A 25430-nucleotide genomic window follows, 5' to 3' on the forward strand; every position below is an offset into this window, starting at 1 on the left:
TCCCGATCGGCACTTCGCCAGTCCCGTCGAGGCCCCGGGCGAGAGCCGAGAGCCGACTCGCTGGCGGGGCAGGGTGTTGTGGAACGTCACGTTCCCGGATGGGCCCCCCTCCGCGTGCGGGTCCCGTTCGGTCAGGCGTATCGCCGGTGCCTCCATGGCCGCAGGCCGCGGGACAGGTGTCGGGCCTGTGCGCGGACCGGCCTGTGACGGTGACGGCCGGTGGCCGTGGCGCCGGGCCGGGCGCGGCCAGGGTGACCGGCGTGGACCCCGAACTCGCAGTCTTCGTACCCTCCCTGCCCCCCGCTCGACCTGCGCGATCCGGCGGCGCGCCGCCGGCCTCGCCGCCGCGTGCCCCGCCCCCGACACCTCCGGGCTCGTGATCACCGACCGCGCCGCCCCCGTTCTCGGCGCCCCTGACGGGCCGCTGCGCGTGTACCGGCGGGACGGGGAAGCCGGGACGAGGGGTGCGGTGCTCTGGTCGTACGGCGGCGGGGGTGTGTGCGGGGACTTCCACTCCGAGGGCCCGCTCACCGTGGCCCTTGCGCGGCTCACGGGGCGGGTGCCGGGTGCCGGGGGGGTGCCCCTATCTCTTTGGTCAAGGGAAACGAGGCTGCGTTGGGTCGTGGAGCCGGGCAGCATGGCGGTGTGGCTGATCTGCTGTGGGATGACGTGAGCTGTTTCTTCGACCCGGACCTCATGGGGTCGCTGCCTGATCTGCGGGTCCCGGATGCCTCGGTGGAGGACTGGCAGGCGGTCCTCGATCTTGTCGAGGCGAGGGGCTGGAAGTGCCAGTACTCCGAAGGCGAGAGGGTGCTTCCGGTGCCTCGGGCCGAGAGCGTGCTGTCCCGCCCGGCCGATGCTGAGTGCGCGGACCTGCGGGTCTGGCCGACTGCCGATGTGCTGGCGATCTTCCGTTTCCATGACGACGAGGTCATCGACTTCGACGTTGACCTGCGGGAGTTGCAGGGGCAGGAGCGACTGGATGTGTTCTGTGGCTTCTTGCGGGAGATCGGGCGCCGGTTGGGCAAGCCGGTCCTGATGGATCCGGAGGGCGACTACGGCCATCCGGTGCTCGGATTCGATGTTGAGGCCGACCGAGTCGTCCTCCTTGCTGAGCCGCTGGTCATGTGATCGCGGTCGCGGGCCGGGATTCGTAGAAGGTGCCGTCGCGGAGCATCGCGAAGAGGACGTCGGCCCGGCGCCGGGCAAGGCAGAGCAGAGCTTGAGTGTGGTGCTTCCCTTGGGCGATCTTCTTGTCGTAGTAGGCCCGCGATGCCGGGTCGCCCAGGGCCGCGAACGCGGAGAGGAGAAGGCTCTCTTGAGCTGCTTGTTCCCTCTTCGGGAGGGCTGTTCGCCGCGGATCGAGGACCCGGAACTGCGGGTCGCGGGGCGAGTCCGGCGTAGGCGGCGAGGTGGCCGGCGGTCGGGAAGGTGCTGCCGTCGCCGACCTCGATCAAGATCCGGGCTCCGGTCCTGACGCCGATGCCGGGCATGGACGTCAGGACCTTCGAAAGAGGGTGGGCCTCCAGCAGTTCTTCGATCCGTGCGGCCAGCAGTTTGCGCTGGTCAAGGACGGCGGCCAGGGACCCGGCCAGGCTCGGGACGATCAGCGCTGCCGCCTCGGTCCCCGGAACGGTGACGGTCTGCTCGTCCAGGGCGGCGAAGATCTCCTCGACCAGCCGCTCGGCCATCCTCGGCGCCTTCGGACGTAACAGGGTGATCAGGCGGCGTCGGCCGGCCTTGCGGATCTGGGCCGGCGACCCGAACCGCTCCAGCAAGGCCAGAACGGCAGGGTGCTGCAACCGCGGCCCGAGCACCCGCTCCAGCGAGGGACGGATCTGGGTCAGCAGGCCGTGGATCCGGTTCGCGACCCTGGTCGCCGCGCCGGCCAGGTCGTCGTCGAAGCCCACGATCATCTCCAGCTCGGCGATCGTCTCGTCCTCGCCGTCGATCGCCCTCAGCGTGTGAGGCATCGCGCGGGCCGCGTCCGCGATGATGAACGCGTCCCTGGCGTCGGTCTTGGCCTCGCCCGGGTAGAGGTCGGCGATCCGCCGCATTGTCAGCCCGGGGAGGTAGGCGACGGGGCAGCCCATGTCCCGGGCGACCGCGAGCGGTAGGGCCCCGATCGAGGCGGGCTGGTCGACCACGACCAGCACCGTTCCGTGCTTGGCCTTCAGCTTGGCGAACAGCTCGCGGAGCTTGGGCTCGGGCAGGCGCTTGTCGAAGGCCTTCTTGCCGGCCGGGGTGACTGCGGTGGCGTGGTGTTCGCCCTTTCCGACGTCCAGGCCGAGGAAGACGTCGATGTCGCCGGTGTCGATCACGCGCAAGCCCCTCCATCACGCTTTCGTCCGGCCTTGCCTCGGCACCGAGCTGCCACATCCACGTTACGGAGAGCTTTCCGGTCTTGGGTGAAGCCGGTGCTCAAGCCCCTCATCAGCGGTCCGTCGATGCCTCCGGGCCCGGTGACACCACCCCCCGGATCATCAACAACAAGGGGGGAAGTCATGCCGGACCCGAAGGCCGGAGGCCCCATTGCGGAGCCACGAAGACGGTAACGGGGGGGCTGGGGTTGGTGGGGCTGGGGGTTGGGGGTTGGGGGGCGTTTTCTCGGGTGAGGTGTTTTGGTGGTTGCCGGGGGCGGTGGCCGGGGTCTGTGTGGGGCCTCGTGGTGTGAGGGGTGGCTTGGGGGTTTGGGGGTTTGCCCTTGTGTAGGGGGTGAACGGGGTGGGGGGTGTCCAAGGGGTGAAACGGAAGCCGTGGGGTGGCGGGGTGCGCTTGATCACACGGGGTGGGAGGGCCCGGTGGGGGGAGATCTTCGCGCCGGCCGGGGTTTGTGGCGTGATTTCGGCGTTTTTCCGGATGCCCGAACGGGGTACCTCGGAGGGCGGAGGGGCCTCCGTGTGTCAGGGGGTCAAAGAACCGCTTTGAGATTCCCAAAGGAGAAGTGTTAGCTTATTCAACATGTTGACTGCACCCGCGCCCCTGACTGCCATGAGCACCCAGCTCGTGGCGCGCCTGCACGTCGACCTCTGCCGCCGCGTGTCCGCGGCCTGTTGTCGTCGTCGCTGTTGTCGCTGACCAGTCCCCGACTGAGCGTCCAGCGCCCCCGACAGCGGTCCCGGCCGGCCCCTTCGGCTGCCGCACCGCCATCCGCAGAAACGTTTCCCCGCTTTCCTCGTGCGTCATCCCCGGAGTGTGTCCGTGTCCGCTAACACGCAGGCCGACCTCGCGAAGCCCGCGAAGCCGTCCTTCAAGTTCCCCTTCTGGGCCCAGATCATCACCGGTCTGGTGCTCGGCGTCCTCTTCGGTTGGATCGCCCGCAGCCAGGACGTGAGCTGGCTGTCCACCACGCTGGAGCAGGTCGGCGACCTGTTCATCCAGTTGCTGAAGCTGGCCGTCGCCCCGCTCGTGTTCTTCGCGATCCTGGTGTCGATCACCAACCTCCGCAAGGTGAACAACGCGGCCCGCCTGGCCTCCCGCACCCTGCTCTGGTTCATGATCACCTCGCTGATCGCGGTCGCGATCGGCCTGGCCATCGGCCTGCTGACCAACCCGGGCTCCGGCACCGGTCTCACCCCGGCCGACGGCAAGCTGCCCAAGCGCACCGGCTCCTGGATCGACTTCCTGACCGGCATCGTCCCGACCGACGTGATCACGCCGTTCACCGAGCTGAACGTGCTCCAGATCGTCTTCATGGCCGCCGTGGCCGGCATCGCCGCCCTGCAGCTCGGCGACAAGGCGCAGCCCGTCCTGAACCTCTCTCAAGCCGTGCTGGAGCTGCTCCAGAAGGCCCTGTGGTGGGTCATCCGCCTGGCGCCGCTCGGCACCGTCGGCCTCATCGGCACCGCCATCGCCACCTACGGCTGGGACCTGCTCGGCAAGTACGCCACCTTCACCGTCGACGTGTACGTCGGCTGCGCCCTCGTGATGTTCGTGGTCTACCCGCTGCTGCTGGCGACCGTCGCCAAGGTCAACCCGCTCAAGTTCTTCAAGGGCGCCTGGCCGGCCATCCAGCTCGCGTTCGTCTCCCGCTCCTCCGTCGGCACCATGCCGGTCACCCAGAAGGTCACCGAGCGCCTCGGCGTCCCGAAGGACTACGCCTCCTTCGCCGTCCCGTTGGATAGTATCAGTTAACCCACTTGTACGCTGACCTGCGGAAACGCGCCCCAGACGCCCCCCGGACCGCTTCCGGCAGGGGCTCTTGTTGTATCTGGGGGCAGACAGCCGGAAGCCCCGGCCACCTGTCACGCGGACGGGTGGTCGGGGCTCTAAGATGGGCTCAGGGCCCCCGGACAATACGACTGTCCGGGGGTTCTTCGGCTATCGCCCGTACGGGCATCTGATGCCAGGGCGGGGGCAGGCCACCAGGGCGCGGGAGACGTAGCGGCCGGTCTTGGAGTAGTAGCCCCACACAGCGTCAGCGCCCCGGCTCAAGTCATCGTCCACGTACTTCATGCGCTCATCTAGTGAGAAACTCTCTTCGGACAAGTACACGTGCTCTTCGGCCCCCGCACGCATCCACGCGGACGCCTCTTTTGCGCCTGCCGGGGTGTTTTCGAATGTCTCTGCCACGTGGCGGGCGGGCTTCATGAGCCAATGCGCGATTTCAAGGGGCGGGGTCGGCTGGTTGGGATCGGTCCTGATGTTGTCGGCAGGTCGTTCATGACCGGTCCACGCGAATCCATGCCAGTGGTTTGCAACGTCCATTTGGCCAGCCTTCCCAAAGAGAGGGGCCGATTCCCCAACGTTCAGGGAATCGGCCCCGGTTCACGTCAGTCCTGAGCGTACCGGCTCAGGGTCAGTACTGGCGGCCGTCGTCGCTGTCGCCCGTGGTCGGGTTGCCGCCCCCGCCGTCCGAGTCGCTGCTCTCGTCGTCGTCGCCGCCCCGGAGGATGACCCACTTGTTTTCAACGTCGATCATGTGCCTTGCCCTTCTCTCGTTGGGTGGTGCATGACTTTCGGGTGTTACTTACCGCTCCGGGGGCCTGTGCCGATAGCACCTTCCTGTGCACCTGGAGCGGTACCCACTCTGTGAGGAATGGGGTCTTGCCCGCCCCTGCCGGAATGCGAATACGCCGTGGGGACAACATTTCGCGGGAAGGTCCGGCAGGGACGGAATCTAGGGAGGAGTCATCAGGCTTCCTCTAGTACTGGCGCGCCGGAAAGGGTGCACAGAGTGTTCCCGTCTCCGGCTGTGTGCCGTGCAAGCCTGTGGTGGGCATCCAGGTACACAAGACGCTCACATTCAGAAGAGGGGCAACGGAGGGTACGAATCTGGCCCGTTCTGTCATCGCGAAAGAAGTGCTTTGCGAAGTGGCCGGTAGCTCGCGGATCAGCGAGCGCAACCACGATGTTGGGCGGTCCGCCTGTACTCGTCATCGGCGCATCACCAGCGTTGCCCCCAGGAAGAGACCGATGGACCCGCTGACTACGCTGATGAAGACCGGGCCAGCGAAGGAAGCCACACGGTCGTAGGCGCGGCGTGCTGCCGACCGGCCCTTACGCACTCGGCGCACGGGACCTTGCACGGCCGGATTGCTTCCGATGCTGGCACGTGCCGGGTGATCGGTACGGCCATTCATGCGCTCCCTTTCCGTTGCCTTTTCCACGCATGCCGTGAGAAGCCCGGGAAGGTGGTCCTTTATGGCGCGGGCTTCCTTGTCGGCAAGGATTTGCGCGAATCCGGCGTCAAGCTCGGCGCGCTGATCCGGCGTGAGCTTGAGGAAGAACAGTTCTTCGGCTTTCATGCCTGCCCCCGCTCTCGTTGCTGCCATGCCGTGATCACGTCGTCATCGGTGGCGTACGTGAGCTTGCTGGGGTCGGCATCCCAGTTGTCTCCGCCACCAACCGGCCGTAGGCGGAGCCTGCCGTCTACGGGCCCCAGCACGCGCCCCACGCGCCCCGTGGCGCCGTCAACCACAACGTCCCCTTCCTCAGGCGCATGCGGATGCTGACGGGCCGTCTCAGGGGCGTTCATGGCAACCGCCTGAGTGCGGCAAGGGTGCGTACCAGCCCACGGACGTCAGAGTCTCGGGCGATCAACGGCGCGTCCAACCAGTCCGGCCGTAGGCGGAAGAAGTCGCGCCGCGCTATGGCTTCGGCCAGCTCCGCCGTGCCGTGCGTGCGCCTGCTGGGGGTTCTGGTGGTGCTGGTCATGGTCGGGTGCCGTGCCTTTCGGTCGGTCCGTGCAATTGCATGACTCTCACTCACACCATGGGCCTGAGCCCCTAGTCTGACTACGGGCCACCTAGTGGAGTTGAAGGGACTAGGGCGCATATGCCAGCGAAACAGGAAGCCGACCCGTTCCACAGCCCCGCCCACTGGATCGGGTACGTGGTGCAGCAGTCGCGTACGAGCAAGACGCGTAGGGCGGCAGGCGCGGCGCTTTCGCAGTCCGCGTTAGCTGTGGAGACAAACACCAATCAGACCCGGATCAGCGAGCTTGAACGGGGCCTGGTGCCGCCGGACGTACCGCTTGCGCGTGAGCTTGAACGGGTCCTTGACCTACCGCCGGACGCTCTTGTTGCCGTCGTGCGGCAGATGCGTGACACGAAGGTTCGGGACTATGCCCAGCCGTACATGCGGCGTCTGTTCGACGCGGAAGCGATCTATCACGTGGGTATCGCGACGGTTCCGGGCACACTCCAGACGGAGCGCTACACAGCCGCACTGATGGCCTCAGGCATGGTCGGCGCGCATCCCGAAGATGTCCGCTCCCTGGCACATGAACGCTGGGAGCGCGCGCAGGAAATACTGACCCGTTCCGACCCGCCGCACGTGACCGTGATCCTGTACGAGGGGGTACTACATGCCGAGCTTGGCGATCGGTCCGCCGTCGCGGATCAGCTTGAGTACCTACTCAAGGTGGCGAAGCTGCCGCACGTCAGCATCCGCATTCTGCCCTTCTCGGCACCTGTGATTGCTGGCCTGTTGACGTTGCTCACCTTCGACCGGGGCGCTGGGCGTGCCGCCTACACAGAGGGGCATGCATGCGGGGCCCACACCGAAGAACCGGCCGATGTAGCAGAGTCTCAGCGGGTCTATGATCGGCTGTCAGAAGAGGCGGAACGCCCCGCCCGGTCTCTGGACATGATCCGCGAAGCACTGGAGCGCATGACATGAATGCCAACGATCTCACCGGATGGTTCAAGTCCTCGTACAGCGGGGGCGTCAATGACTCCTGTGTGGAGATCAACCCTTCTGCTGCCCCCGTCATCCTGGTCCGTGACAGCAAGGTCACTGACGGACCAGTCCTCAAGGTGTCGGCTGGCGCCTTCGCCGCACTTGTTGGCCTGGCCCGCACGGACGTCTGACGCTGCCCAACTCTCCACCTGAGCCCCGTCTCTCCACCCCCTTCGGAGAGGCGGGGCTCTTCGCTACCCTCAGTAGAATTTTGAGGCCCAGCCGGCCGCACCGTCGGGGGTGCGAAACGGACATTCACGCACATGACAGGCGCCGCGGAATTGACTCTCTGTAATATGGGCCCGGTCAAGGCATGGTCTCGCTTTTGAGACAGGACTAGAAGCCTTGTACGTCCGTCTGGCAGGCTCGCAGAGCGAAGCCCTACCAGGGCACTGAACCTGTCCTGGTAGGGCTTCTGTCACGCCGCTAGGGCCCCCACGGGCCAATGCGTCCAAGGCTCAGCGGCCGGTACGAGTCGGCCCGTCTCTGGGGACTCTTTCCACTCGTAGTGGCCCATGAGTTCGCCTGTCGGCACGGACCGAACCAGAACACGGAAGTGTCCCGCCGGGTGGCCCAGCAGCAGACGCGCGGCCATGGTCGAGTAGGTGACCAGAGCGCGCATCAGTTGGTCTTCGGTGTTCAGCCAGTCGTATGCGTCCCCGAACCCTGCCCCGGGCGTACGCCATCCCCGATCCATGCTGAACACCTGAACCGTCAGCACCGCATTCGGTGCTGTCTTGCTCCCCATCATTCAACCCCCCGGTTGCGGAGACAGAAGAGGGCCGGGCGTACCTCCCGTGCGCGCCCGGCCCCTGGTGGTGACTAGTCGTTGGCTAGTCCCACTCGATGTCTTGCGGTGCCATCGGCGCTGATTCCGTCGGGGCCGGATTGACCGGCACTGAATCCCAACGGGTGTCAGCAGATGCGGCGGCGGTTCCGGTGAGGACCAGGACCGCGCTGCTGGCCGCTAGGGCCAGTGCTGCTATGACCCGCTGTGGCTTGGAGGGGTGCATGTCAGTTCTCCTTGTGATGTTCGCGTACTACCTAACGTGAGCAAATTGTGAGGCGTGGCTTTGCGCACATTTGAGCGACATAACCGTTTGAGCTGCCATGATGGCAACCGGTTTTGCCGTACGCATATGCGTTCGAGTCACGTTCTGTAGTTTGCCCTGTACGGGTGAACGCGCTCAAGGGGACGCGGGCTAGACGGTTCTCAGTCAGAAAGTTTCTAGGGGGTGAATATGTCGGCAAATGCGGACAAGAGCCGACGTAGGCCGCTTTTGTCAGATACCGCATGGGAGTTGGTACTCCGACTGCGCGCCGGACAGAAGGCGCGGCGGGGTGAGGCGGGACTAGATGAGCTCACTGCCGCCGGTCTTGCGGTATGGGAGTCAGGGGCAGGCGGGTACATCGCGACAGACGCGCGCCACGCTGAGCGTGCCTACATTCAGCGCATGCATCGTGAGAGCAGAGCGGCGCTCAGGAACGCGGAAGCAATGCAGACGCTCAGTGAGGAATTGCGACGCGTAGCCATATCTGACGAAGAGTCAGGCGTGCGGGTCCTTTCGCATATTGATACGGTCAAAATGGAAATCGGCGCTGCCGCCGACGCTGCCGAAGTATCCGTATTCACGTCACACCCCAAAGTGCGTTTTGCCGACACCCTTACGAACGCATGGGCTACAGGCAGGGTCCTGGTAGAGCGTGGCCTTACATTCAAAACGATCTACTTGGACAACGCGCGCACTCGCCAACCTGAACAAGAGTACGTCGCGAAGATGACCGCCATAGGCGGTGAGATCAGAACCGCACTTCCCCCCTTTGAGCGAATGATCATCTTTGATGAGCGACTGGCATTCCTCACAGACCATGAGGGTGATCAAGAAACCAAGCCTGCCGTCATGGTCACACACCCCAGCCTTGTGCGGTTCATCGTGAACGTCTTTCATCAGCAGTGGGACCGGGCTGAACCGTGGGATGTGGAAACGGTGTCAGGAGTAACCACGCTGCGGACGCGGGGAATCCTCAGGCGCCTTTCTGCGGGCATGCCGGTTAAGGCCATTGCTCAAGCCCTCAAGATCTCCCCCGCAACGCTCTATACGGACATGAAAGCCCTCAGGGAACACCTGGGGGTGGAAACGGATTGGCAGGTTGCTATGTGGTGGGCGACATCCGAAGAGGCCCGCAAGGAGCGTGAAAGGGACAGATGAGTAAAGGCTTACGAGGAAACGCGAAAGGGACCACCTACTGAATTAGTAGGTGGTCCCTCTGTCGTTCTGTAGCTAGAGCGCGTTCACTCGCTCAATCCACTTGCGCGCCCCTGATCGCTCCGCAGTGCTCCATTCCTTCCCGTCGCTGACGATTGCCCTTGCGTACTCAGTGAAGCGGTCCAGCGTGGCCCGTGTGCCCTGTACGGCCTTGCTGTAGCTCTTACCGTGGCGCTTGATCTTGCCGCCCTCAAAGGCAAGGCGAGCGGCCTTGCTGAGTTCGTCTGAGTCGCAGATTCCGGCGGCAAGGCCGGAGCAACTGACGAACTCGACGAACGCACCCGGCATGGCTACCGTGTGGAGCACTTCACCCGATACGACCGGGTGAAAAGCGGCGGCAACCTCTTCGGCCGTGGCGTACTCAGCGGCAATCGCTTCGTTGGCTTCGAACGCAACCGGCACGTAGTCCGCGCTGCCATGGTCGGCAGCGTTGCGCACTCGGCGCAGTAGGTCAGCCGCTACGGTGAGCGGCAGCACCCCAGAGAACTCAAGCCCCTCAGCCCAAACGGTCCAGCCCGCCTCGGCCTGCCTCAGTTCACTCATTCCCAACCCCTTCGTCCGTCCTGCTCTGACTTGGCCGACCATACGCGAAGGGTCACCTACTAATCTAGTAGGTGACCCCAACTCGTTTGAGTGACTAGCTCACGCGTTGGCGTTCGTCAGCCAGACACGTCCCTGGTTCGCTGCCCATGTGCGTCCATCGTTGTCCGTCTGCTCTTCGTAGTTGGACACCAGCCACTCAACGGCGCTTCGCCAGTTGACCGACGTGCCCAGAGTGGGCCCCTCGTTCTTCACGGTCTCGTAAACCTCCTTGGCCGTCTCGGGGGTCGGATCAGTGCCGATCATCTCGCCCAGACGCACCAGGAACGCCGTACGGTCTGCCTTGTTCGCCATGCTGAAACCTCTTCTGTGGTGTTGTGGGGGCCGGTAAGGGCCCCCGGGCGATACGACCACCCGGGGGCTTCCTGCTCAGTAGCGATACTTGCTGCGGTCGATGTTGTCGGAGTAGCTCACAAGCTGAATGTTGACGTACTGGCCGGATGCCCGTCCGATGCAGCGAACCGCGTCAAGCTCATCAGCGTACGTGTGGGTGATCTCTTCCGTGACGTTCGTCTCCGGGTCGGTGAAGTTAAAGGTGACCGAGTAGGGGCCGTAGGGCTCAAGGTGGGCCGGAACCTTAACGCTCACTGTCTTGCCTTCCGTTCGGGGTTGTTCTTACGAGGAAGACACTACGGGTTCGGAACCTTCCGATCAAGTCTATTCGGCAAAGAGGCACCTACTAAATTAGTAGGTGGTCCGCTTGAACTCCCTTACCCATGCGCGCTCTTCACGTCGCCGCTGCTGCCCCTTGTCGTAATGGTTCGGGTCGTGGCCGTGGCAGCAGTACCACTTAGGCTTTTGGGTCCATCGGGACCGCGCCATCATGCGACGGATCATTTCGGTAACACTCCTTTACCAAACGAAGGGACCACCTACTACTTAAGTAGGTGGTCCCCATGGAAGTGGTTACGCCTGAGCATCACCGGCTAGGAACTGGGCCACGCCTAGAACATCCTCAGGGAAGTACCCCGCAGGCCATGCGTATGTGTCCAGTAGGGCCCGTGCGGCACGCCATATGTCGGACCGGTCGGCAACGTACTCCGCTGCCCGCTGAGCCTCGCCCGTCAGCTTAGGGGGCTTGAAGTAACTCACCAGCGCGGACGCGGGGAAGTGAAGCGGCCAAGCTCGGCGTCAAGACGCTTTGCAGCCTCGGCGCGGGCAGCATGCACGCCGATCGGGTCCGGCTTGATGCGCGCGGTCTCACTCGCCTCTATGAGCCACAGTCCGAACGCGCGGGCCTGAGCCGGGGTCATCCTGGCCCGGTCGCCCGGGACGGCAACCGAAACGAAACCCTCTTCCTTGTCTGTGAACCAAGCCAGGATTCGGCCGGTCTCCGCGCTGAGCGTGGCTTCGGTCTTCTTGATGATGTTCAGCATGTCGTCTCTCTCCGGTGTGTTCGGGGTTCTATCGGGGCTTGGGTGCGAGTGATTCCACTCAGACTGTTTCACCCTTGAGGTACAGCTCAGCGAAGCGAGCGTGACCCTTGGCGCGGTTCTGCCGGACCTGAGCCTTGGGCATGTCCAGCCACGCGGCAAGCATGTCTTCGTTGTCCGTACCGAAAGCCATGGGGGCAGGGGTTATGCCGTAGGTGCCCCGGATGACGTCACCCTTGCGCTTGCCCATCTTGTCCAGCGTCCGGCGCACGCGCACGCGGGCTTCCTTCCGGCGGGCAGACTCGATGTCCGAAGCGGTCGCAAGGTCTTCCGGTACGCCGTACGTGCTCACGATGGTGTCCCCAAGGGTGCGGTCTTCCCCGCCCTCAGAGTCGGCGCCAATCGGGGCGTCCAGCGAGTCAGTGCCCTGCCAAGCCATACGGGCCGAGTAGGCACGCTCAGGGGACATACGACGGTCACCCATGAAGTCAGCATCCTGCACAAGCCGTTCAGCCTCGTACGGGTCACCGGCGGCAGCGCTCAGGGCCGTCTCAAAGAACTTGCTTGTGGTAGTGCTGACGCCCTGCCGGGTTTCTTCGCGACGGGCGGCACTGATAGCGCCGGAGACGTGCCGGTCAATGTAGGTGAAGAACTGCGCGGGGTCTTCGCCCTCAAAGGTGGAGATCACTTCCCACACGGTTACGCGGCCAACCTGGGCAAGCTCTTCGGCAAGGCTGTGGTTAACGCTTCCGCCGCTCGCAGCATGCTTGCGGGCAATCTGAATGACTCGCTCTTCCGTCTCCCGAATCAGGTGGGTTACGGCGTCAAGGTCATTGTTCTTCGCTGCGGTGATCTGCTCAGCGGTGATGTTCAGCATGGGGACTCTCCAACACGTTCCGGTGGGTTCCCTGGCCCTTGGGGGCGAGGGATTCCAGAACGGGGCTGTGAGAGCCGCTGATCAGTTGTGAGCTAGGCCACAGTCGGTTTTAGGCACGGGGGTGCCACGGAAACCGAGCGTGAGACAACGACAGACCTAGCCCCGTCTGGGGTGCTGACGGGGCTTGATCAGGGCCGTTCGTCTTTGCTGAACCTGAACCTAGGAGCAAAGAGAGGCGGGGAGCGCGGGCATTATCAGGCAGTGATTTCGACCTAGCGCATTTCGCCGGGAAGAGATCACCCTTAAGAGGTAAAGCCCCTACTCCTTAAGTAGGAGTAGGGGCATGGTTTGGTGACGAGTAAGTCTCGACCACCTACTAATTCAGTAGGTGGTCAGTAGTCGGCTCCGTACAGAGAGCCCCATGAACGCTTCCCAATCTCCGCTTCCGCTTCGATGGGTACGCCGAAGAGTTCGAACGTCATGCATCGCTCAATCTCGCGCGCGATGTCTGCTGCATCCCCCTTTGGGACGCTTGCCAACACTTCGTCATGGATAGGCAAGCGGAGGTAGTCCAGTAGACCGGCTTCCTGCATGTTCAGCATGGCTTGCCCCAAGACATCCCGGGCTGTGGACTGGCAGGCGTAGTTCACAACGGCATATGTGCGGTCACGGTCCAGGGGGAGACGTCGCCCCGTTGCCGACACGTGAACCATGCCGGTCTGGAAAGCCTCGCGCTGCCACCGGACGGAAGCCCGCTTGACTTCCGGGTATACGCGGTCATATGCGGCCATTGCCGCACGCACTTCGTCTACAGGCGCACCGGTCTGCCGCTGAATAGTGGCAAGCCCACCCCCGTACACCTTGCCGAACGCAATTCCCTTAGAAATCTTGCGGTGCTTGTCGGTGAAGTCCGGGCCGAATACCATCCGTGCCGTGAAGGAGTGGAGATCCTCCCCGTTTCTGATTGCCGATTTCATCTGCTTGACGTCGGCAAGCGCGGCCAACACCCTAAGCTCAACTGCCGCAAAGTCAGTGGACACCATGACGTGTCCCTCTTCGGCAAGTAGGGCCCGCCGGATTGTCTGGTCAGAAGACGGCAAGGTCTGCAAAGCCGGGCGCGTGATAGACATCCTGCCCGTGCGTGCAGCCATGGAATGCACGAATGGGTGTATCCGGCCGTCCGCATCCACGGTCTCAAGGAACGTGTCCGCGTAGGTAGTGCACCACTTGCCCGCACGCTTGGCCCTGAGCACAGCATCGGCAAGAGGGTTCGGCGTGCGCATGTGTACACGCTCCCACTGCATAGACATGTCAGCGAGGGAGAGCAATACGGCCTTGTCCACCTTGACGTTGCCGGATGCCGTGGTCTCAGTCAGGGTCTCGCCCATGCCCATGAGCGCTTCGGCAATCTGCTTGGTTGAGTTGACGTTCTCAACCCCGTACCGGCGGGCAACGTCGTTGTACTCCGCCTCTTCCTCGCGCAGGATGCCGGATAGAGTGGTGACGTAATCGACGTCAAGCACCATGCCTTTGCGCTGCATCACTGCGCAGATGCGGGCTATGTGGTGCTCGTACTCAACAAGCACATCCCGCACCCCTAGCCGGTCAAGCTCAGCAGCAAGGATGGGGGCGAGACGGGAAGTCAAGATGACGTCCAAGCCCGCGTAAAGGTTGTAAGTGGGGTGCCTAAGGTCAATGCCTGCCCACCCGGTTGCCTTGGTGAGCCCCAGGGAGCGGAAGATGGCCGTAAGGTCCCCCTGAGTATCAGGGGCGGACCGGTCTACGTAGTAGCCGCTGAGCGGCTTGAGGCCGGTCCCAATTCCACCTTCTTGGGGTTGGCGCGGGTCCACCAATCCGGCCAGTAGTTTCGTGTCCACCGTACGCGGGGCGAGGGACTCAAGAGAGACACCCGCATGCCGGTCCAACACCAGCCAATCAAATGGAGCGTTGTGGATGCGGAAGCGCTGGACCACGCGAAGCGCGTACAGGGCGGCACTGACGAAGTAGCCCCCCAACTCCCAATGGATGACCCACGCGTTGTGCGCGTCGCCAAACTGAATCGTCCTCAGGCGGTAGCCGGTTGAGAACAGATCAAGACCCGTGGTCTCAGTGTCCAGCGCTACGGGCCCTTGCGCGTCAGCCTCAAGCACCCATGAGCGGAAAAGGTCTAGGTCCCGCTCATCCTCCGGCACGTGAACCGTGACGGTCTCGCCTGCCACGTTGTGACGGTAAATCTGCATTGCTGCCCCCCAGAGACAACTAAGGGGGATCACCTACTAATTCAGTAGGTGATCCCCCAATGGACGGGCGGATACGGTTACTTGGCGAAGATGCCCGGACCGGTAGCAGCAGGTGACTGACCGGCAATCCGGCAACCCACAAGCGCAATGCCCTTGTTGGTCTTCTTGCGGGTTACCCCGCGCTCTTCCATGGCGGTGTAAAACGTCGTGCGCGTCCAACGCTCACGTCCGGGGAGGTTCTCAGCCTCACACCACTCAAGGTAGAGATTGAACGCGTCATTGCCCGGCGTCTGGCACATGTCGTCACACGGTTCAAGCGCACCCGGATAGAACCCCGCGAGTGCATCGCTGGTCTCTCGGTATTCCTTGACGGCGCGCATAATGACCGACGGGTCTTGTAGCCCACCGGCGTACCACTCAACTGCACCCCGCACAGCCCACCGTGCGATTCCCTCAGCCTCAGCCATTAGCTTTGCGTCAAGGGTGTGATCCCGCTCATGGGGAGCGAACCAGCGCTTAAACGGAATCATCTTGACGCGTCGCCAAAGCCCCTCATCCTGCCCGCGAAACTTGGGCTTATGATTTGTCGCCAACATCAACAGGAAGGACGGCTTGAACTCAAAGTATTCCTGCCGGAGAAAGCGCGCGCTGATCATGTCTTTTCCGGTGACGCGCTTGAGAATCGCTTCCGACATGGGCTTGCCTGACTCGCCCTCGCTTGCCATGACCAACCGTGAACCCCTCAGGGCGGCAATGTCGTTGGGGATGCCCCCTGACCCGCGCTCTTCGAAGGTGGCAAACGGCGTGGTCTTGCTGACCGTACGAAAGACGTGCGTAAGAGTGTCGGTCAAGACTGACTTGCCGTTGGCGCCCTTGCCCCACAGGACCGTGAAGCACTGCTCAGACACGTTGCCGGTTATGCCGTACCCGACCAACCGGCGCATGTACGGCGAGAGTTCGGGGTTACCCGGGAAGATTTCCTCAAGGAAGGATTCCCAGCGCGGGCACTCCGCCTGAGGGTTGTAGTTGATATCCAGCGCGTAGGTAAGCATGTCTTCCTTGCGGTGCGCATGCATGGCGCCGGTCCGTAGATTCACGGTCCCGTTCTTAAAGCTCAGCAACTCAGGGCGTGCGTCGAATTCGGAAGCGTCCACGTGAACGGACGGCACGGCCCTAAGTTCGCGCATGAGGGCATCAATGTTCCGGGTGAGAGTGAAGCCCTTAGCCACCTTCCGCAGCGCCTCACCCGGGTCAACCTTCGCTTCCGGGTCCTTATCCCGGGTCCGCTCAGCGGCGGCAACCGTGAGGGCTGCACCCATGTAATGGATTGCCTGCCTTACGCGGGTCTCGCTGCGTTCCCACACGGCCCCGTTCCATACGTAGTAACCAAGCCCCGCAGCGAACTTGATATGTCCACCCGTGAAGGCAACCAACGCATGCGCGTTCAGCACGTCCGAAGAGCCGTAGCGTTCGGCAAGCTCAGACATGAGGCGGACGGCCCTAGCCGCTTCGTCTGCGTCTGGCACAAGCGCGCCGGTCTCAGCGTCCACCAGGGCCGACCCGCGCTTACCGGCGACCGGCTGAGCGGTCTTCACGGCGTGGTGCAGAGCATCGGGGAAGCGTCGCCCCCCGACCCGTTCCCTCCAGTCGGTCAAGTCTGCTTTCTCGTAAGGGATTTCAAGGGTGAAGACGTCCACCCCGTGAGCGGCAAGCCCGTCCGCCAGACGCGACGTGAAGCCGGTACCGGCCTTGTCGTTGTCGCCGCAGACGATGACCTGAGACCCGCGCAGACCGGCGGCAAGCTCAGCGATGATCTCTGAGCTATGCGAGAGGGAAGCCCCCCGGATAGCCACAGCGTCATAGCCCACAGAAACCGCTGTGAGCGCGTCTCCGGGCCCCTCGGTAACCAGAGTGACCCCGTAGCCACCCTGACCCCGGAAAACCCCGTACGGGGCCCACCGTGCCCCCTCAGGGTTGCTAAGGGATATCCATCGGCCGGAACACTGCCCCGTGATATCCCGCCCCTGTAGCCCCCGGGCCACCCCAGCAAAGTCCCTCAGGGGGACAGTCAGTCGGGGGTAGGCCAGGAAGGAACGGGACCGGTAGGGGAAGCTGTGGCCGGTGCCATCGTCCACCCCAAGCATGAGTTCGGCAGCGGACTCAAGGTCGAGCCCAAAGCGTCGATCAAGGTAGGCAAGCGCGTCCCCTGCCGTCGCGCTGCCGTAGTCACCCAAAGCAAGAGATGTTGCGTCCACGTACGCGGCAAGGGCGGCAGTGTGGCCAATGCCGACAAGCGCAGGCTTTTCCTTGGGGACGGTCAGACCCTCGCCGGTCGCGTTGAAGAGGTGACCCCACGTCAGTCCAACGGACTTGATGACGTCCTCAGTCTCACAACCGGCACGGCATGTGATCCGTACCTTTCCGTCATCCCCGCGCCAGACGCGCAGCGAGGGACGCGAATCCCCGTGTGCCGGGCAGAGCGCGAGGTAGCCCCCATCCGCCTCTTCGCTGACGTCGTTGAACCGGGCCAGTAGATCAGTGAACTTCAATGTTCGCTCCTTCGTCACCGGCCCTTGGGTGCGAGGGATTCCACTTCGGCCCCGTAACTTTGGGTGATTACCGCGGGGCCCGGCATGTCCGTTTCTGTCCACTTACGCCCGTGCCGGCGAGGGGCCGGAATTTCACTGTGGGTTACGATTCCTTCGTATGTCCTCTAGCAGTAGGGCAAAGTCCGCAACTTCGGTCGTGAAGTACCAACGGCCGGTGTTCAGCCCTCGGGTTGAGACCGTGAAGGAGTAGCGGTCAGCAAAGGGACGGGAGCGCATGCCAAGCGACAGACGCACCCGCGTCCACGTGCGCACGGTGAAGTGAACCTTGCCCCGCCGGACGTTCAGCCGTGCCGACTTCACCACGGCTACCCCGTACGGGAATCCGGCATGACGGGCTTCAACTTCCGCTTGCCGCAGGAACGTTGGCACGGCCGGTGACTTGACGTTCTTGCACTCAAGGATGAACGGCACGGCGTGCACGTCCCCTACGTCTGCCGCACCCTCTTGCGCCGGTCGCCGGACGTTCAGCGCTGAGAACGGGTCAAGGAACTTCCCGAACTCATCCACCAGTCCTAGCCGGTCATTGAGGTAATCACGCACGGCGGATTCCCACCCGGTCCCCTTGGCCTTGTTGGGGTTAGCCATGACGACTCGCAAATAGAGCACCCGCCGCGAATCCCACATTGAAAACGGCAAGGAAGAGTAGGCCCAACACGTATGGGTTCACTTGCGAAACCTCTTCCACGCGGACTCAATGAGTATGAAGAGCACGTAAAGAACGAACCAGGATGCGAGGAACACCGTGCACAGCCACAGTGCGAAGAGTGCGTACATGAACGCTATGTATTCCACTAGCGCACCCACCTAGCGTCAGCACCACGGGAAACCGCCTCAGCGATGACGAAGACGTACCGCCCCCAATCCCGTCGGTTCCACACCCCGCCCTCAAGCCAGAGAGTGTCACCCGTTCCCATAGTCCGCACGTCCCCCATGGCGGGGGCAGCGTCCGGCGAAAGAGTCTTGTCCATGGTCCTCCTTAGGCCACCTACTGAATCAGTAGGTGGTAGCAAAGAGGGGCCGGGCAGCATCACATGGATACCACCCGACCCCTAGGGTTCGGTCTAGCGTGTGGATTCGTCGGCTACGTCCGCCAGGACAAGCCGGACGTGTTCCGCAGAGATCCACTCGGCGCGCAGAGAACGGCGCTTCGTGAAGCCCGACTCTGTGCCGGTGGGCCGCACCTTGAGCATGGGGCGCAATCGGCCCCCCTCAAGGCGTGTAGTCACCTTCTGAATGATTGCGTCCGTGACGCGCACGCGGTTCCCCTGCCGGGCCGCGTAATTGATTAGATCGCCCGGGTATAGCTCTTCGCCCGCGTAATCCGTAACGACTCCCCGCTTACCCAACGAACTCAAGCCCCTCATCATCGTCAACGCCAAAGCGGACGCGCCGCTCATGAATAACCGCCGGACGCTCGCCCGGGGTGAACTCCCAAAGGGGGCGCCGAATATCAACATCCGGCAGCACCCTTAGAGCCTCGGCGAATTCATCCCGGGTCATTACTCCGCCACGGCGTCACTGTAGGAACGAATGCGGTTGATAACCGGCTTGTAGTAGCTCACAAAGAGACCCTTCTTAGGGCCCTTCTTGATGGTGAACTCAACAAGCTCAAGAGCGAGTTCCGCCACAGCCTCACCGCCGACACGCTCAAGGTCATTCGCGTACTCGTGAAGCACAGCGGCCATGGTCCAAGAGCCGGTCTGGAAGCGGAAGAGTCCAAGCTCAGGATCATCCGCCAGACGGAACGTGATGTTGATGGACGGGGACGGACCCATGAAATCCTTCGCCGCCTGCTTTCGCTCCGCGAAAAGCTCAGGGCAAAGGCACGGCTTACCCTTGCGCTCATCCGGCGAAAGGAACTTAGTGCCGTCGCAGTGGTGGACAAGCTTGTTGCGGTTCCACAGCTTCATGTCCGCCTTGATAGCGTCCGGCCCCTCAAGGATGACCGGCACAGACTCACGCGAAGTGAACACGTCTATGTAGTTCTCAGATGTGGTCTCTTCGTTCTCCACCGGCTGACCACCAAAGAGCTGAGCAACAGCCTTGGCAACTTCCGGGTCACCGGTAGAGATACGCCACTCAGAGAGGCTCTCAGGCTCCTTCTCGCCCTTGTCGTTAAGGACCGAGTGGCCAGAGTGGAACTTGCCCACGGTGTCATCAGAGAACGTGACGCGGGGCTTGGGCTTGTTGTTGGGGTCGGTGTCCCAAAGGTTAAGCAGCATGCGGAATCTCTCCAAAGAGGTCAAGTGATTTGGAGAGAGGGGGAGGGAGGTTCCCCGGCTGATCAGCTAGCCGGTCCGTCCCTCGCCCCTCTCTACTAGCCCTTGGGTGCGAGGGATTCCGCCTACCGGGCCCGGCGCTCAGTTCCGGTGACAAGCTTTCCGGCGGACTTTGCGATAGCGCGACCGATGACGGTCTTACTGGTCTCCCGGTCCCACGTGAAGACCTTTCGGAGAGTCAGGAACAGATCAAAGACATGGGCCTGAATGGATACCGGCTTGAACGCCCACTGTTCCGGGGTGATGTGCAGTACAGCAGCGCCATCGAATTCCGGCATGGGCTCACGGTTGCCGTCCGGGTCAATGATGAAATCGGCGTGCGCATATGCGGCCATCTGTAGGGCCACATCCGCGTAGGTGGCCTTGGACGTCTTCCAGTCCACAATCAGGATGTGAGGCACCCCGGAACGGTCCGGGGTCGGCTTCCCCACTTTGTCCAGCCACACGCGGAGAATGGCGTCAAAGCTTCCCGCGTAGTCGTGCGTGTCGGACCACGCCACATCTTCCGCGCGGAGTAGTTCGGGGTTCACCGCCTCAAGGAACTCAGCGAACATCACGCGGTAGGGCTCAAGGTCCGGGTGGACGTGGCCGACGTACTCACCCCGAATCATGCGCTCGAAGAGGTCATGAGCCTGAGAGCCGATATCGGCCCGAATCTTGGTGTACCGGCGAGCGGCACCCTTGAGGAAATCAACTGCCGCTTCGCGTCCGGCTGTTGCGTGCATCTGCTCTACGAACGGCAGGGAATCAACGGCGAGTTCGGCAACCATCTTGGCGTTCCAGAAAGCCAAGAACGGCTTAGGAAGCATAGAGATGATGGACGTTACGCCCGGCCTTTTGATGGTGCTGTCTTCCGGGTCGATATAGAACCGGGTGCCGGAACGCTGGATAGTGCGGACGGTTCCCACTGTGCCCCCTTGGGCTTGGAAGTGCTTACAGGGGGGCTAGGGGGCGAGGGATTCCGCGTAGGGGAGTGGTGACGAGTGACGACCGTGAGGGGGCTTCCGGGTTGGTCCCACAGAAGAGACTGACTGAGTGATGTATGGGTGGAACAGAACTACTCGTCATTCCGTCACTCGTCACCACCTGCCCACGCCGCCACCCCACCCGGGGCCCTGTACGCCCGTCTGCGGGCATGGAAAAGCCCCCGGGTCCGAAGACACCGGGGGCCGTCCGCTAGGCCGTTAGGCAGGCACTCAGGGCCTTTCCTCTTGAGTCAGGTTGAACAGCTCGTTCAACTGACTGGCGATCCTCAGGAATCCTTCACGGGTGGGTTCGCCGTTTGCGTCGCAGTCCTGCTGTCGGATTGCGTCCCCCAGGGGGCCCCATCCGTCTTCGGGGTGCCGACCGCGCGCCTTGATCTCTTGCCATGCTTTGGCAAGCCCCCCGGGGGTAAACGGTCCGAACGTAAACTCCCCTTCGGTTACAAAGTCGGCAACGAAACCCGGTTCCCATTCCGGATTCCAACCGGGGGCCCGGAAGCTCTCCGCGTAGGCGAGTGCGTAAACCATCTCGTCCCACTGGACCGCGATTACGCCCGATGTCTGCTTAGCGCGGGGCGCCGTGGCAATTGCGTTCCACTCGTTCCGCTGAGTCAGGATCTTGCGCTTAGCGTTAGCGTCAGGAATGTACGGGCCGAAGTTGTCCAGCACCCCCGCGTACCACTCAGCGATTTCGTCTTGTGTCGTCTTCGCTGCGCGCTCCCTCGTTTCCGTTTTCGCCTCACCCTTCCTGGCAGCGTCGTACCCTTTCGCGCTCAGGAAGTAGTGCCGCTTACCAGTTTCCGGGTGCACGTAGGACTCAAGCATTCCGGCGCGTTCCATGGCCTTGAGGGTGCTCACGTGGCCCTTGGCGGCACCGTTGGGCCCATGCTTCCCAGCTATAGCGTCTTTCATGATGGCTGACCAGTTTGATTCGGTCACGTCCGGTCCCCTTACTGTCGGACCCCACCACCTACTTGATTAGTAGGTGGTCTTACGGGAAGGGCCCCCGCCCCATCCTTGCGGGAATGAAGCGGGGGCCCGTGGTGCCGGTCGGTCAGCCGGTCTTAAAGAAGGGCGGCAATCGCAGCCTTGATCTTCTCAAGCTCAGCTTCCAGCTTTTCGCGAAGAGCCTTCTTGCCCTCTTCGGAAACCTTGCCGATCGTCTTCACGTCAAGGTTCTTGTTCGCCTTCTCCACCTTGTTGAGGTACTGAGCGGCGTAGACGTCCGGGGTGATGTTGGCGGACGTGGCAGCGGCTTCCTCGCCCTCACCCTCGCCGGTACCCTCGCCCTCGCCCTCGCCGGACGTCAGTTCCTTCTTTGCGGCGGCAGCGAGTTCCGCCGCACGGTCCGCGTTCCACTTGTCCTCTTCAAGCTCAAGCTTGGACTTGCCCCGAGAGATCTTGTGGTACTCGAACACTGCTTCCGAAATCGGCTTGTCCGGGTGAGCGGCAGCGGCCTTTTCGAACCGGGCGGCAAGTTCAGGCTTGCTGTCAAGGCTCGCCACAAAGTCACGGCGGGCCGAAGCGTGCTGGTTCTGGATGGCCTTGAGCAACTTCTCAAGGGTCTTGTGACCCTCGAAGGTGTCCGGGATACCGGCCTCAGCGAGCGCGTCCGTGGTCATCTTGCGGAACGCGTTCTTGAGGCTGTCACCGGCAAACATGATGTCCGGGTCACCGTGCTTGTTGGTGAAGCCAACGGCAAGTTCCATCTTCGTGTCTGCGATTTCACGGGCCAGGCGAGAGAACTTGATGTTGTGGACCAGCGCGTCACCGATGCGCTTCGCGGCAGCGGACACCTTCTCTTCGGCACCCGGGATGTCTTCCCAGTTCTGCGTTTCGAGAGAGGCGACCTCAGCCTTAGGGGCGGTCTTCGCGGCTTCCTTCGCGGCTTCCTCAGCCTTGGTCAGTTCCGCCTTAAGCGTGGCCTTGACACCAGCGGCACCCGTGCCAGTGATCTTGTTGATAGCGGTCTTGATCTCCGCCGCAAGTTCCGTGACAGCATCCCCCTTGCCCTCAGCGGCCAGAGAGGGGATACGCTCGATGCTGGCCCGAACGTCCTCAGCGGCCTTGTCCTGAGCGGCCTTGTCCATCGTCTTCGCTGCCATGGTGGCTTCCTTCTCTTCGGTGTTGGTGGTGCCGGTCTCAGGGGTCTCAAGGGGAACCGCTACGGCGGTCTTCACCTTGATGGCGCGGTCAAGTCCGGGGATGGTGACGGTCTCTTCAAGGATCTCAACCGGACCGGTCTCAACAAGGGCAGAGCACTTGATGCACAGCTCAAGGTCCGGTCCCTTCTGCTCATGCGCGGCACCCCATGAACGGAAGGGAGTCTTGGCCTTGGTCCCGCAGTAAGGGGCCCAGAGCGCCCCGTCCGGGCCGTCAACCAACTTGAGAGCATGCGGCATCTTGCCACCGTTGGTTGCGCCGACCATGACGTCTCCGCGAACCTCAGACAGTTTGAGCTTTGCAGTCATGTTCCCCGCCTCTTCGTTGTTATCGGTCTCGGGCGCCACGTCGTCATGCATCGGCGCGGCCTCTTCCGCCGCAAGCTGGGCAAGAGCCGCCTTTTCGCAGGTCTTGCAGAGCTTACGGCCACCCTGCCGGGCAGCGTTCAGGGCGTCAGCGAGAGAGTTGTAAGTCTTGCCCGCAGCAAGGCGGTAGCGGGTGATTGATCCACATGCGTTCTGCGAGTAGTCGGTGACGTAACCGCCCGCGTCACTGCCACCACTAGTGGTACGAATCGCCACCCCGTCGATGTGGTTCGTGGTCGCGTTGTACTTGATGGTGAACATGCTCCCCGCCCCTCGTTCCGCTCCGCCTTGCCAACAAGGAAGACACTAGCGGGCCGATCATGGTCCGCGCAACCCCACCTACTGAATTAGTAGGTGGTCCCGATGGGTCGTCACCCGATCGGGTTGCATGGGTACGCAAAAGCCCCCCTTCCTGAAGGAAGAGGGGCGATGTGTCTAGCGGGGTGAGATCAACTCGTCTACGGCGCAGTGCAGTTGGGGAAGTGTGCCCGTGTTGATGAGCGTGCGGTCTGCGGGGTAGTCGTCTAGTGCCGTCTCGCTTACGTGTGAAGCGTGGCCAATCTCGGCAAGCGTCATGTCTGCTAGCCCCGGGGTCGGTCGCTCTACTCGGACTAGCAGGAACCCACGGGCCTTGAGGGCTTCCGCTTCGTTGGGGTAGCGGACATCAGTCACGACCACGGGCAGGTTCCATGTATCCGCCACGTGGATCTTGTCCATGGCCACGTTGACCCAATAGTCGGCGTCATGCGTGCGGACCGTGTGGCCCAGACGTTGAAGGGTGCGGCGAATCTCCGGGAAGCGAACCTTTGCCGTCTCCCACCCGTGACGCCGGATTACATCCGAAAGGCGGTACGAGTAATAGCCGTGCGTCCCTGACTCCCCACTAACGATGGGGTCCAGCGAAAGGGCCATTCCCTTAAGTGGGTCGGCAAAAGCGATTCGGGTAAAGGAGAATGCGGAGACTAGCCGCTTTCCCACTTCGTCCTTACCGGAACGAGCCTTACCCATAAGCGCGATGTTGCGATAGGACATCCGTCGTACCCCCATAGCCGTTGTGGTCTCTCACAGCTATGGGGGTGCGACGGATTCCACTACTCCTTGCGATGCTTGCCGTCAGCATCTAGCAGAGCACCCGCAAGGGTCTTCGCGTTCTCTAGGCGCTGCACAGCCTCACCGGTACCGAGCACCGCAGCGACCACACCCAGAATGAGCGCGGACGGCAAAGACGGCACGTAGTGCGCCACCAGGGCGAGCACCGCAACGGCTAGCGCGTAGAGACGAGTGGCGTGATTCTTGGCGAAGGTCATTGACAAAGTCCTTTCGTGACTGTCTGTAAAAATTGGCCCTGGGGCCGGCATGGCCTGAATCGGTACAGAAACGGACATGCCGGGCCCCGCGGGAACTACGTTGTGTTACTTAGATACGCGCGGGACCTTGAGCGCATCCCACTGCCGCTTACCCGGCCACCCGTCGCAGTAGGCGCGCGCGTCGCCTAGCTTCACCTGCCACTTGCGGAAGGAAGCCCGGTCAGCCTCGCCCCACTCAGGGGACGGACCGACGCGGTAAGCACTGCACCCCTCAGCAACTAGCCGCTTGCCCATGGCAGTTACGATCGGGCTATTGGGGTGCCGCTTGAAGAACGCCTCACCAGGGAACGGCTCATAACCGGCAGGCTTGCTAGGGGTGGAGCCACCCGGCAGCGCGCCTAGAAGGGTCTTGAGGCTGGACGGACCGGGAACCCCGTCAGCGTCCGAACCGGCGAATCCTAGCGACCGCTGAAAGTCCGCGTAGTTGAGTGTGTCGGCGTCCGTCCAGTTCGGCCCCGGTCCCTCGCTGTAGTGCGAGCCAAAGCCCCTAGCCACAAGGGCCGCGCCAACCTGCGTCACGTGGTCACCAGTGGCGCCGTAGCCGTACGTGAGACCGTTGATGACCACCTGGGCGCGGGACGGTCCAGACGGGCCGCTATCGCCGTACGAGGGGCGACCAAAGCCCAGGATGACCGAACGGCCACGGGTGCGCCGGTAAACCCCGTCACCGTTGCCCTGAGAGCCACTGTTGCCGCTGGACGTGTTGCCCTCAATAGTGCGGACGTTGGAGCCTGCCGCAGCGTCGAACTCAACTACTCCAACGTGGTCCGCGACCGGGCCACCATCCCAAGTGAAGAACACGATGTCACCCCGCTTTGCGGCAGAGTTGGCGCTGAGCCACTGACCACGGCCCTTGAACCAATTCACATGCGACGGGCAGTAGGCGAACTTGCCGACCGCCTCAGCGTTGCCGGACAGCTCTGCCCACATGGAAACGGCCATGTCGCACCACGGCTCGTTATTCATGGGATACCAACGGCCAAACTTGGTGTCGTTATTCGCCCCCTCCTTGTAGCTAGCGTCAGCGTCAGCCGAAGCGGCGGCAAGCATAGAGTCAATAGACATTCTGCATTCCTCTCAACAGAAAGCCCCGCCCGGATTCAGCCCGGACGGGGCAGGGGGTCA

The 25430-nt window shown here is 62.9% G+C and carries 21 protein-coding genes and 2 pseudogenes; 5 read left to right on the plus strand and 18 right to left on the minus strand.

What is annotated here, in order from left to right; translation table 11 throughout:
• Window positions 1-645: 645 nt before the first annotated feature.
• Complete coding sequence (locus ACN20G_RS14370; protein WP_424213168.1) at window positions 646-1131, plus strand: hypothetical protein; 486 nt, start codon at window positions 646-648, stop codon at window positions 1129-1131.
• Here ACN20G_RS14370 and ACN20G_RS14375 read toward each other — a convergent pair.
• Window positions 1124-2321, minus strand: a pseudogene (locus tag ACN20G_RS14375) (IS110 family transposase). The gene ACN20G_RS14370 and the pseudogene ACN20G_RS14375 overlap by 8 nt on opposite strands.
• Window positions 2322-3195: 874 nt before the next feature.
• Here ACN20G_RS14375 and ACN20G_RS14380 point away from each other — a divergent pair.
• Window positions 3196-4116: pseudogene (locus tag ACN20G_RS14380) on the plus strand (dicarboxylate/amino acid:cation symporter); the annotation flags it as partial.
• A gap of 682 nt (window positions 4117-4798) precedes the next feature.
• Here ACN20G_RS14380 and ACN20G_RS14385 read toward each other — a convergent pair.
• Window positions 4799-4921: a hypothetical protein gene (locus ACN20G_RS14385; protein ID WP_424213169.1), complete on the minus strand. Its 123-nt coding sequence runs from the start codon at window positions 4919-4921 to the stop codon at window positions 4799-4801.
• Window positions 4922-5375: 454 nt separating this feature from the next.
• Window positions 5376-5747, minus strand: a complete 372-nt coding sequence (locus ACN20G_RS14390) for a hypothetical protein (protein WP_424213170.1) — start codon at window positions 5745-5747, stop codon at window positions 5376-5378.
• Between the two features lie 529 nt (window positions 5748-6276).
• Between ACN20G_RS14390 and ACN20G_RS14395 the strand changes: the two genes are divergently transcribed.
• The 3 genes from ACN20G_RS14395 (at window position 6277) to ACN20G_RS14405 (ending at window position 9392) form a co-directional block, all read left to right on the plus strand.
• The gene (locus ACN20G_RS14395; protein ID WP_424213171.1) at window positions 6277-7122 is read left to right on the plus strand and encodes a helix-turn-helix domain-containing protein; all 846 of its coding nucleotides are present in this window, start codon (window positions 6277-6279) and stop codon (window positions 7120-7122) included.
• Window positions 7119-7313 carry a DUF397 domain-containing protein gene (locus ACN20G_RS14400; protein WP_424213172.1) on the plus strand — a complete coding sequence of 65 codons (195 nt, stop codon included), beginning with the start codon at window positions 7119-7121 and terminating at the stop codon, window positions 7311-7313. The genes ACN20G_RS14395 and ACN20G_RS14400 overlap by 4 nt, the downstream gene beginning before the upstream one ends.
• 1323 nt (window positions 7314-8636) lie before the next feature.
• Window positions 8637-9392 carry a LuxR C-terminal-related transcriptional regulator gene (locus ACN20G_RS14405; RefSeq protein WP_424213173.1) on the plus strand — a complete coding sequence of 252 codons (756 nt, stop codon included), beginning with the start codon at window positions 8637-8639 and terminating at the stop codon, window positions 9390-9392.
• 72 nt (window positions 9393-9464) lie between these two features.
• On the opposite strand, the gene ACN20G_RS14410 is transcribed toward ACN20G_RS14405, so the two are convergent.
• The 15 genes from ACN20G_RS14410 to ACN20G_RS14480 all read right to left on the minus strand — a co-directional run bounded on the left by ACN20G_RS14410 (window position 9465) and on the right by ACN20G_RS14480 (window position 25370).
• A complete protein-coding gene (locus tag ACN20G_RS14410) occupies window positions 9465-9992 on the minus strand; it encodes a hypothetical protein (RefSeq protein ID WP_424213174.1) in 528 nt (175 codons plus the stop codon).
• A gap of 99 nt (window positions 9993-10091) precedes the next feature.
• The gene (locus tag ACN20G_RS14415) at window positions 10092-10343 is read right to left on the minus strand and encodes a hypothetical protein (protein ID WP_424213175.1); all 252 of its coding nucleotides are present in this window, start codon (window positions 10341-10343) and stop codon (window positions 10092-10094) included.
• A gap of 75 nt (window positions 10344-10418) precedes the next feature.
• Complete coding sequence (locus ACN20G_RS14420) at window positions 10419-10637, minus strand: hypothetical protein (RefSeq protein WP_424213176.1); 219 nt, start codon at window positions 10635-10637, stop codon at window positions 10419-10421.
• Window positions 10638-11137: 500 nt separating this feature from the next.
• Entirely contained in the window at window positions 11138-11425 is a 288-nt protein-coding gene (locus ACN20G_RS14425) for a hypothetical protein (protein WP_424213177.1), read from the minus strand.
• Between the two features lie 58 nt (window positions 11426-11483).
• The gene (locus ACN20G_RS14430) at window positions 11484-12299 is read right to left on the minus strand and encodes a hypothetical protein (protein ID WP_424213178.1); all 816 of its coding nucleotides are present in this window, start codon (window positions 12297-12299) and stop codon (window positions 11484-11486) included.
• A gap of 392 nt (window positions 12300-12691) precedes the next feature.
• Complete coding sequence (locus tag ACN20G_RS14435) at window positions 12692-14518, minus strand: DNA polymerase (RefSeq protein ID WP_424213179.1); 1827 nt, start codon at window positions 14516-14518, stop codon at window positions 12692-12694.
• 98 nt (window positions 14519-14616) lie between these two features.
• Window positions 14617-17088 carry a phage/plasmid primase, P4 family gene (locus ACN20G_RS14440; RefSeq protein ID WP_424213180.1) on the minus strand — a complete coding sequence of 824 codons (2472 nt, stop codon included), beginning with the start codon at window positions 17086-17088 and terminating at the stop codon, window positions 14617-14619.
• A gap of 132 nt (window positions 17089-17220) precedes the next feature.
• Window positions 17221-17733 (minus strand): hypothetical protein, encoded by a 513-nt coding sequence (locus tag ACN20G_RS14445; RefSeq protein ID WP_424213181.1) that lies wholly within the window; start codon window positions 17731-17733, stop codon window positions 17221-17223.
• 914 nt (window positions 17734-18647) lie between these two features.
• Window positions 18648-19370 carry a hypothetical protein gene (locus ACN20G_RS14450; protein WP_424213182.1) on the minus strand — a complete coding sequence of 241 codons (723 nt, stop codon included), beginning with the start codon at window positions 19368-19370 and terminating at the stop codon, window positions 18648-18650.
• A gap of 122 nt (window positions 19371-19492) precedes the next feature.
• On the minus strand, window positions 19493-20335 hold the full coding sequence (locus ACN20G_RS14455; RefSeq protein ID WP_424213183.1) for a hypothetical protein: 843 nt from the start codon (window positions 20333-20335) through the stop codon (window positions 19493-19495).
• A gap of 288 nt (window positions 20336-20623) precedes the next feature.
• Window positions 20624-21268, minus strand: coding sequence for a hypothetical protein (locus tag ACN20G_RS14460; RefSeq protein ID WP_424213184.1), 645 nt, complete (start codon window positions 21266-21268; stop codon window positions 20624-20626).
• A 206-nt stretch (window positions 21269-21474) separates the two neighbouring features.
• Entirely contained in the window at window positions 21475-23199 is a 1725-nt protein-coding gene (locus tag ACN20G_RS14465; RefSeq protein WP_424213185.1) for a hypothetical protein, read from the minus strand.
• A gap of 174 nt (window positions 23200-23373) precedes the next feature.
• Complete coding sequence (locus ACN20G_RS14470; protein WP_424213186.1) at window positions 23374-23970, minus strand: hypothetical protein; 597 nt, start codon at window positions 23968-23970, stop codon at window positions 23374-23376.
• 59 nt (window positions 23971-24029) lie between these two features.
• The gene (locus tag ACN20G_RS14475; RefSeq protein WP_424213187.1) at window positions 24030-24245 is read right to left on the minus strand and encodes a hypothetical protein; all 216 of its coding nucleotides are present in this window, start codon (window positions 24243-24245) and stop codon (window positions 24030-24032) included.
• Between the two features lie 105 nt (window positions 24246-24350).
• Window positions 24351-25370 carry a peptidoglycan-binding protein gene (locus ACN20G_RS14480; protein WP_424213188.1) on the minus strand — a complete coding sequence of 340 codons (1020 nt, stop codon included), beginning with the start codon at window positions 25368-25370 and terminating at the stop codon, window positions 24351-24353.
• Between the last annotated feature and the right edge of the window lie 60 nt (window positions 25371-25430).

The sequence above is a fragment of the Streptomyces dryopteridis genome (genome assembly GCF_049606955.1).
In the GTDB taxonomy this organism is placed as follows: domain Bacteria; phylum Actinomycetota; class Actinomycetes; order Streptomycetales; family Streptomycetaceae; genus Streptomyces.

What these genes read in the sequence shown, in the direction of transcription:
- ACN20G_RS14425 (WP_424213177.1), bottom strand. Translation starts at nt 11,425, where the DNA reads ATGCTGAACATCATCAAGAAGACCGAAGCCACGCTCAGCGCGGAGACC.
- ACN20G_RS14445 (WP_424213181.1), bottom strand. Translation starts at nt 17,733, where the DNA reads ATGGCTAACCCCAACAAGGCCAAGGGGACCGGGTGGGAATCCGCCGTG.
- ACN20G_RS14385 (WP_424213169.1), bottom strand. Translation starts at nt 4,921, where the DNA reads ATGATCGACGTTGAAAACAAGTGGGTCATCCTCCGGGGCGGCGACGAC.
- ACN20G_RS14450 (WP_424213182.1), bottom strand. Translation starts at nt 19,370, where the DNA reads ATGCTGCTTAACCTTTGGGACACCGACCCCAACAACAAGCCCAAGCCC.
- ACN20G_RS14395 (WP_424213171.1), top strand. Translation starts at nt 6,277, where the DNA reads ATGCCAGCGAAACAGGAAGCCGACCCGTTCCACAGCCCCGCCCACTGG.
- ACN20G_RS14480 (WP_424213188.1), bottom strand. Translation starts at nt 25,370, where the DNA reads ATGTCTATTGACTCTATGCTTGCCGCCGCTTCGGCTGACGCTGACGCT.
- ACN20G_RS14465 (WP_424213185.1), bottom strand. Translation starts at nt 23,199, where the DNA reads ATGTTCACCATCAAGTACAACGCGACCACGAACCACATCGACGGGGTG.
- ACN20G_RS14475 (WP_424213187.1), bottom strand. Translation starts at nt 24,245, where the DNA reads ATGACCTTCGCCAAGAATCACGCCACTCGTCTCTACGCGCTAGCCGTT.
- ACN20G_RS14430 (WP_424213178.1), bottom strand. Translation starts at nt 12,299, where the DNA reads ATGCTGAACATCACCGCTGAGCAGATCACCGCAGCGAAGAACAATGAC.
- ACN20G_RS14400 (WP_424213172.1), top strand. Translation starts at nt 7,119, where the DNA reads ATGAATGCCAACGATCTCACCGGATGGTTCAAGTCCTCGTACAGCGGG.
- ACN20G_RS14405 (WP_424213173.1), top strand. Translation starts at nt 8,637, where the DNA reads ATGCATCGTGAGAGCAGAGCGGCGCTCAGGAACGCGGAAGCAATGCAG.
- ACN20G_RS14390 (WP_424213170.1), bottom strand. Translation starts at nt 5,747, where the DNA reads ATGAAAGCCGAAGAACTGTTCTTCCTCAAGCTCACGCCGGATCAGCGC.
- ACN20G_RS14410 (WP_424213174.1), bottom strand. Translation starts at nt 9,992, where the DNA reads ATGAGTGAACTGAGGCAGGCCGAGGCGGGCTGGACCGTTTGGGCTGAG.
- ACN20G_RS14415 (WP_424213175.1), bottom strand. Translation starts at nt 10,343, where the DNA reads ATGGCGAACAAGGCAGACCGTACGGCGTTCCTGGTGCGTCTGGGCGAG.
- ACN20G_RS14470 (WP_424213186.1), bottom strand. Translation starts at nt 23,970, where the DNA reads ATGTCCTATCGCAACATCGCGCTTATGGGTAAGGCTCGTTCCGGTAAG.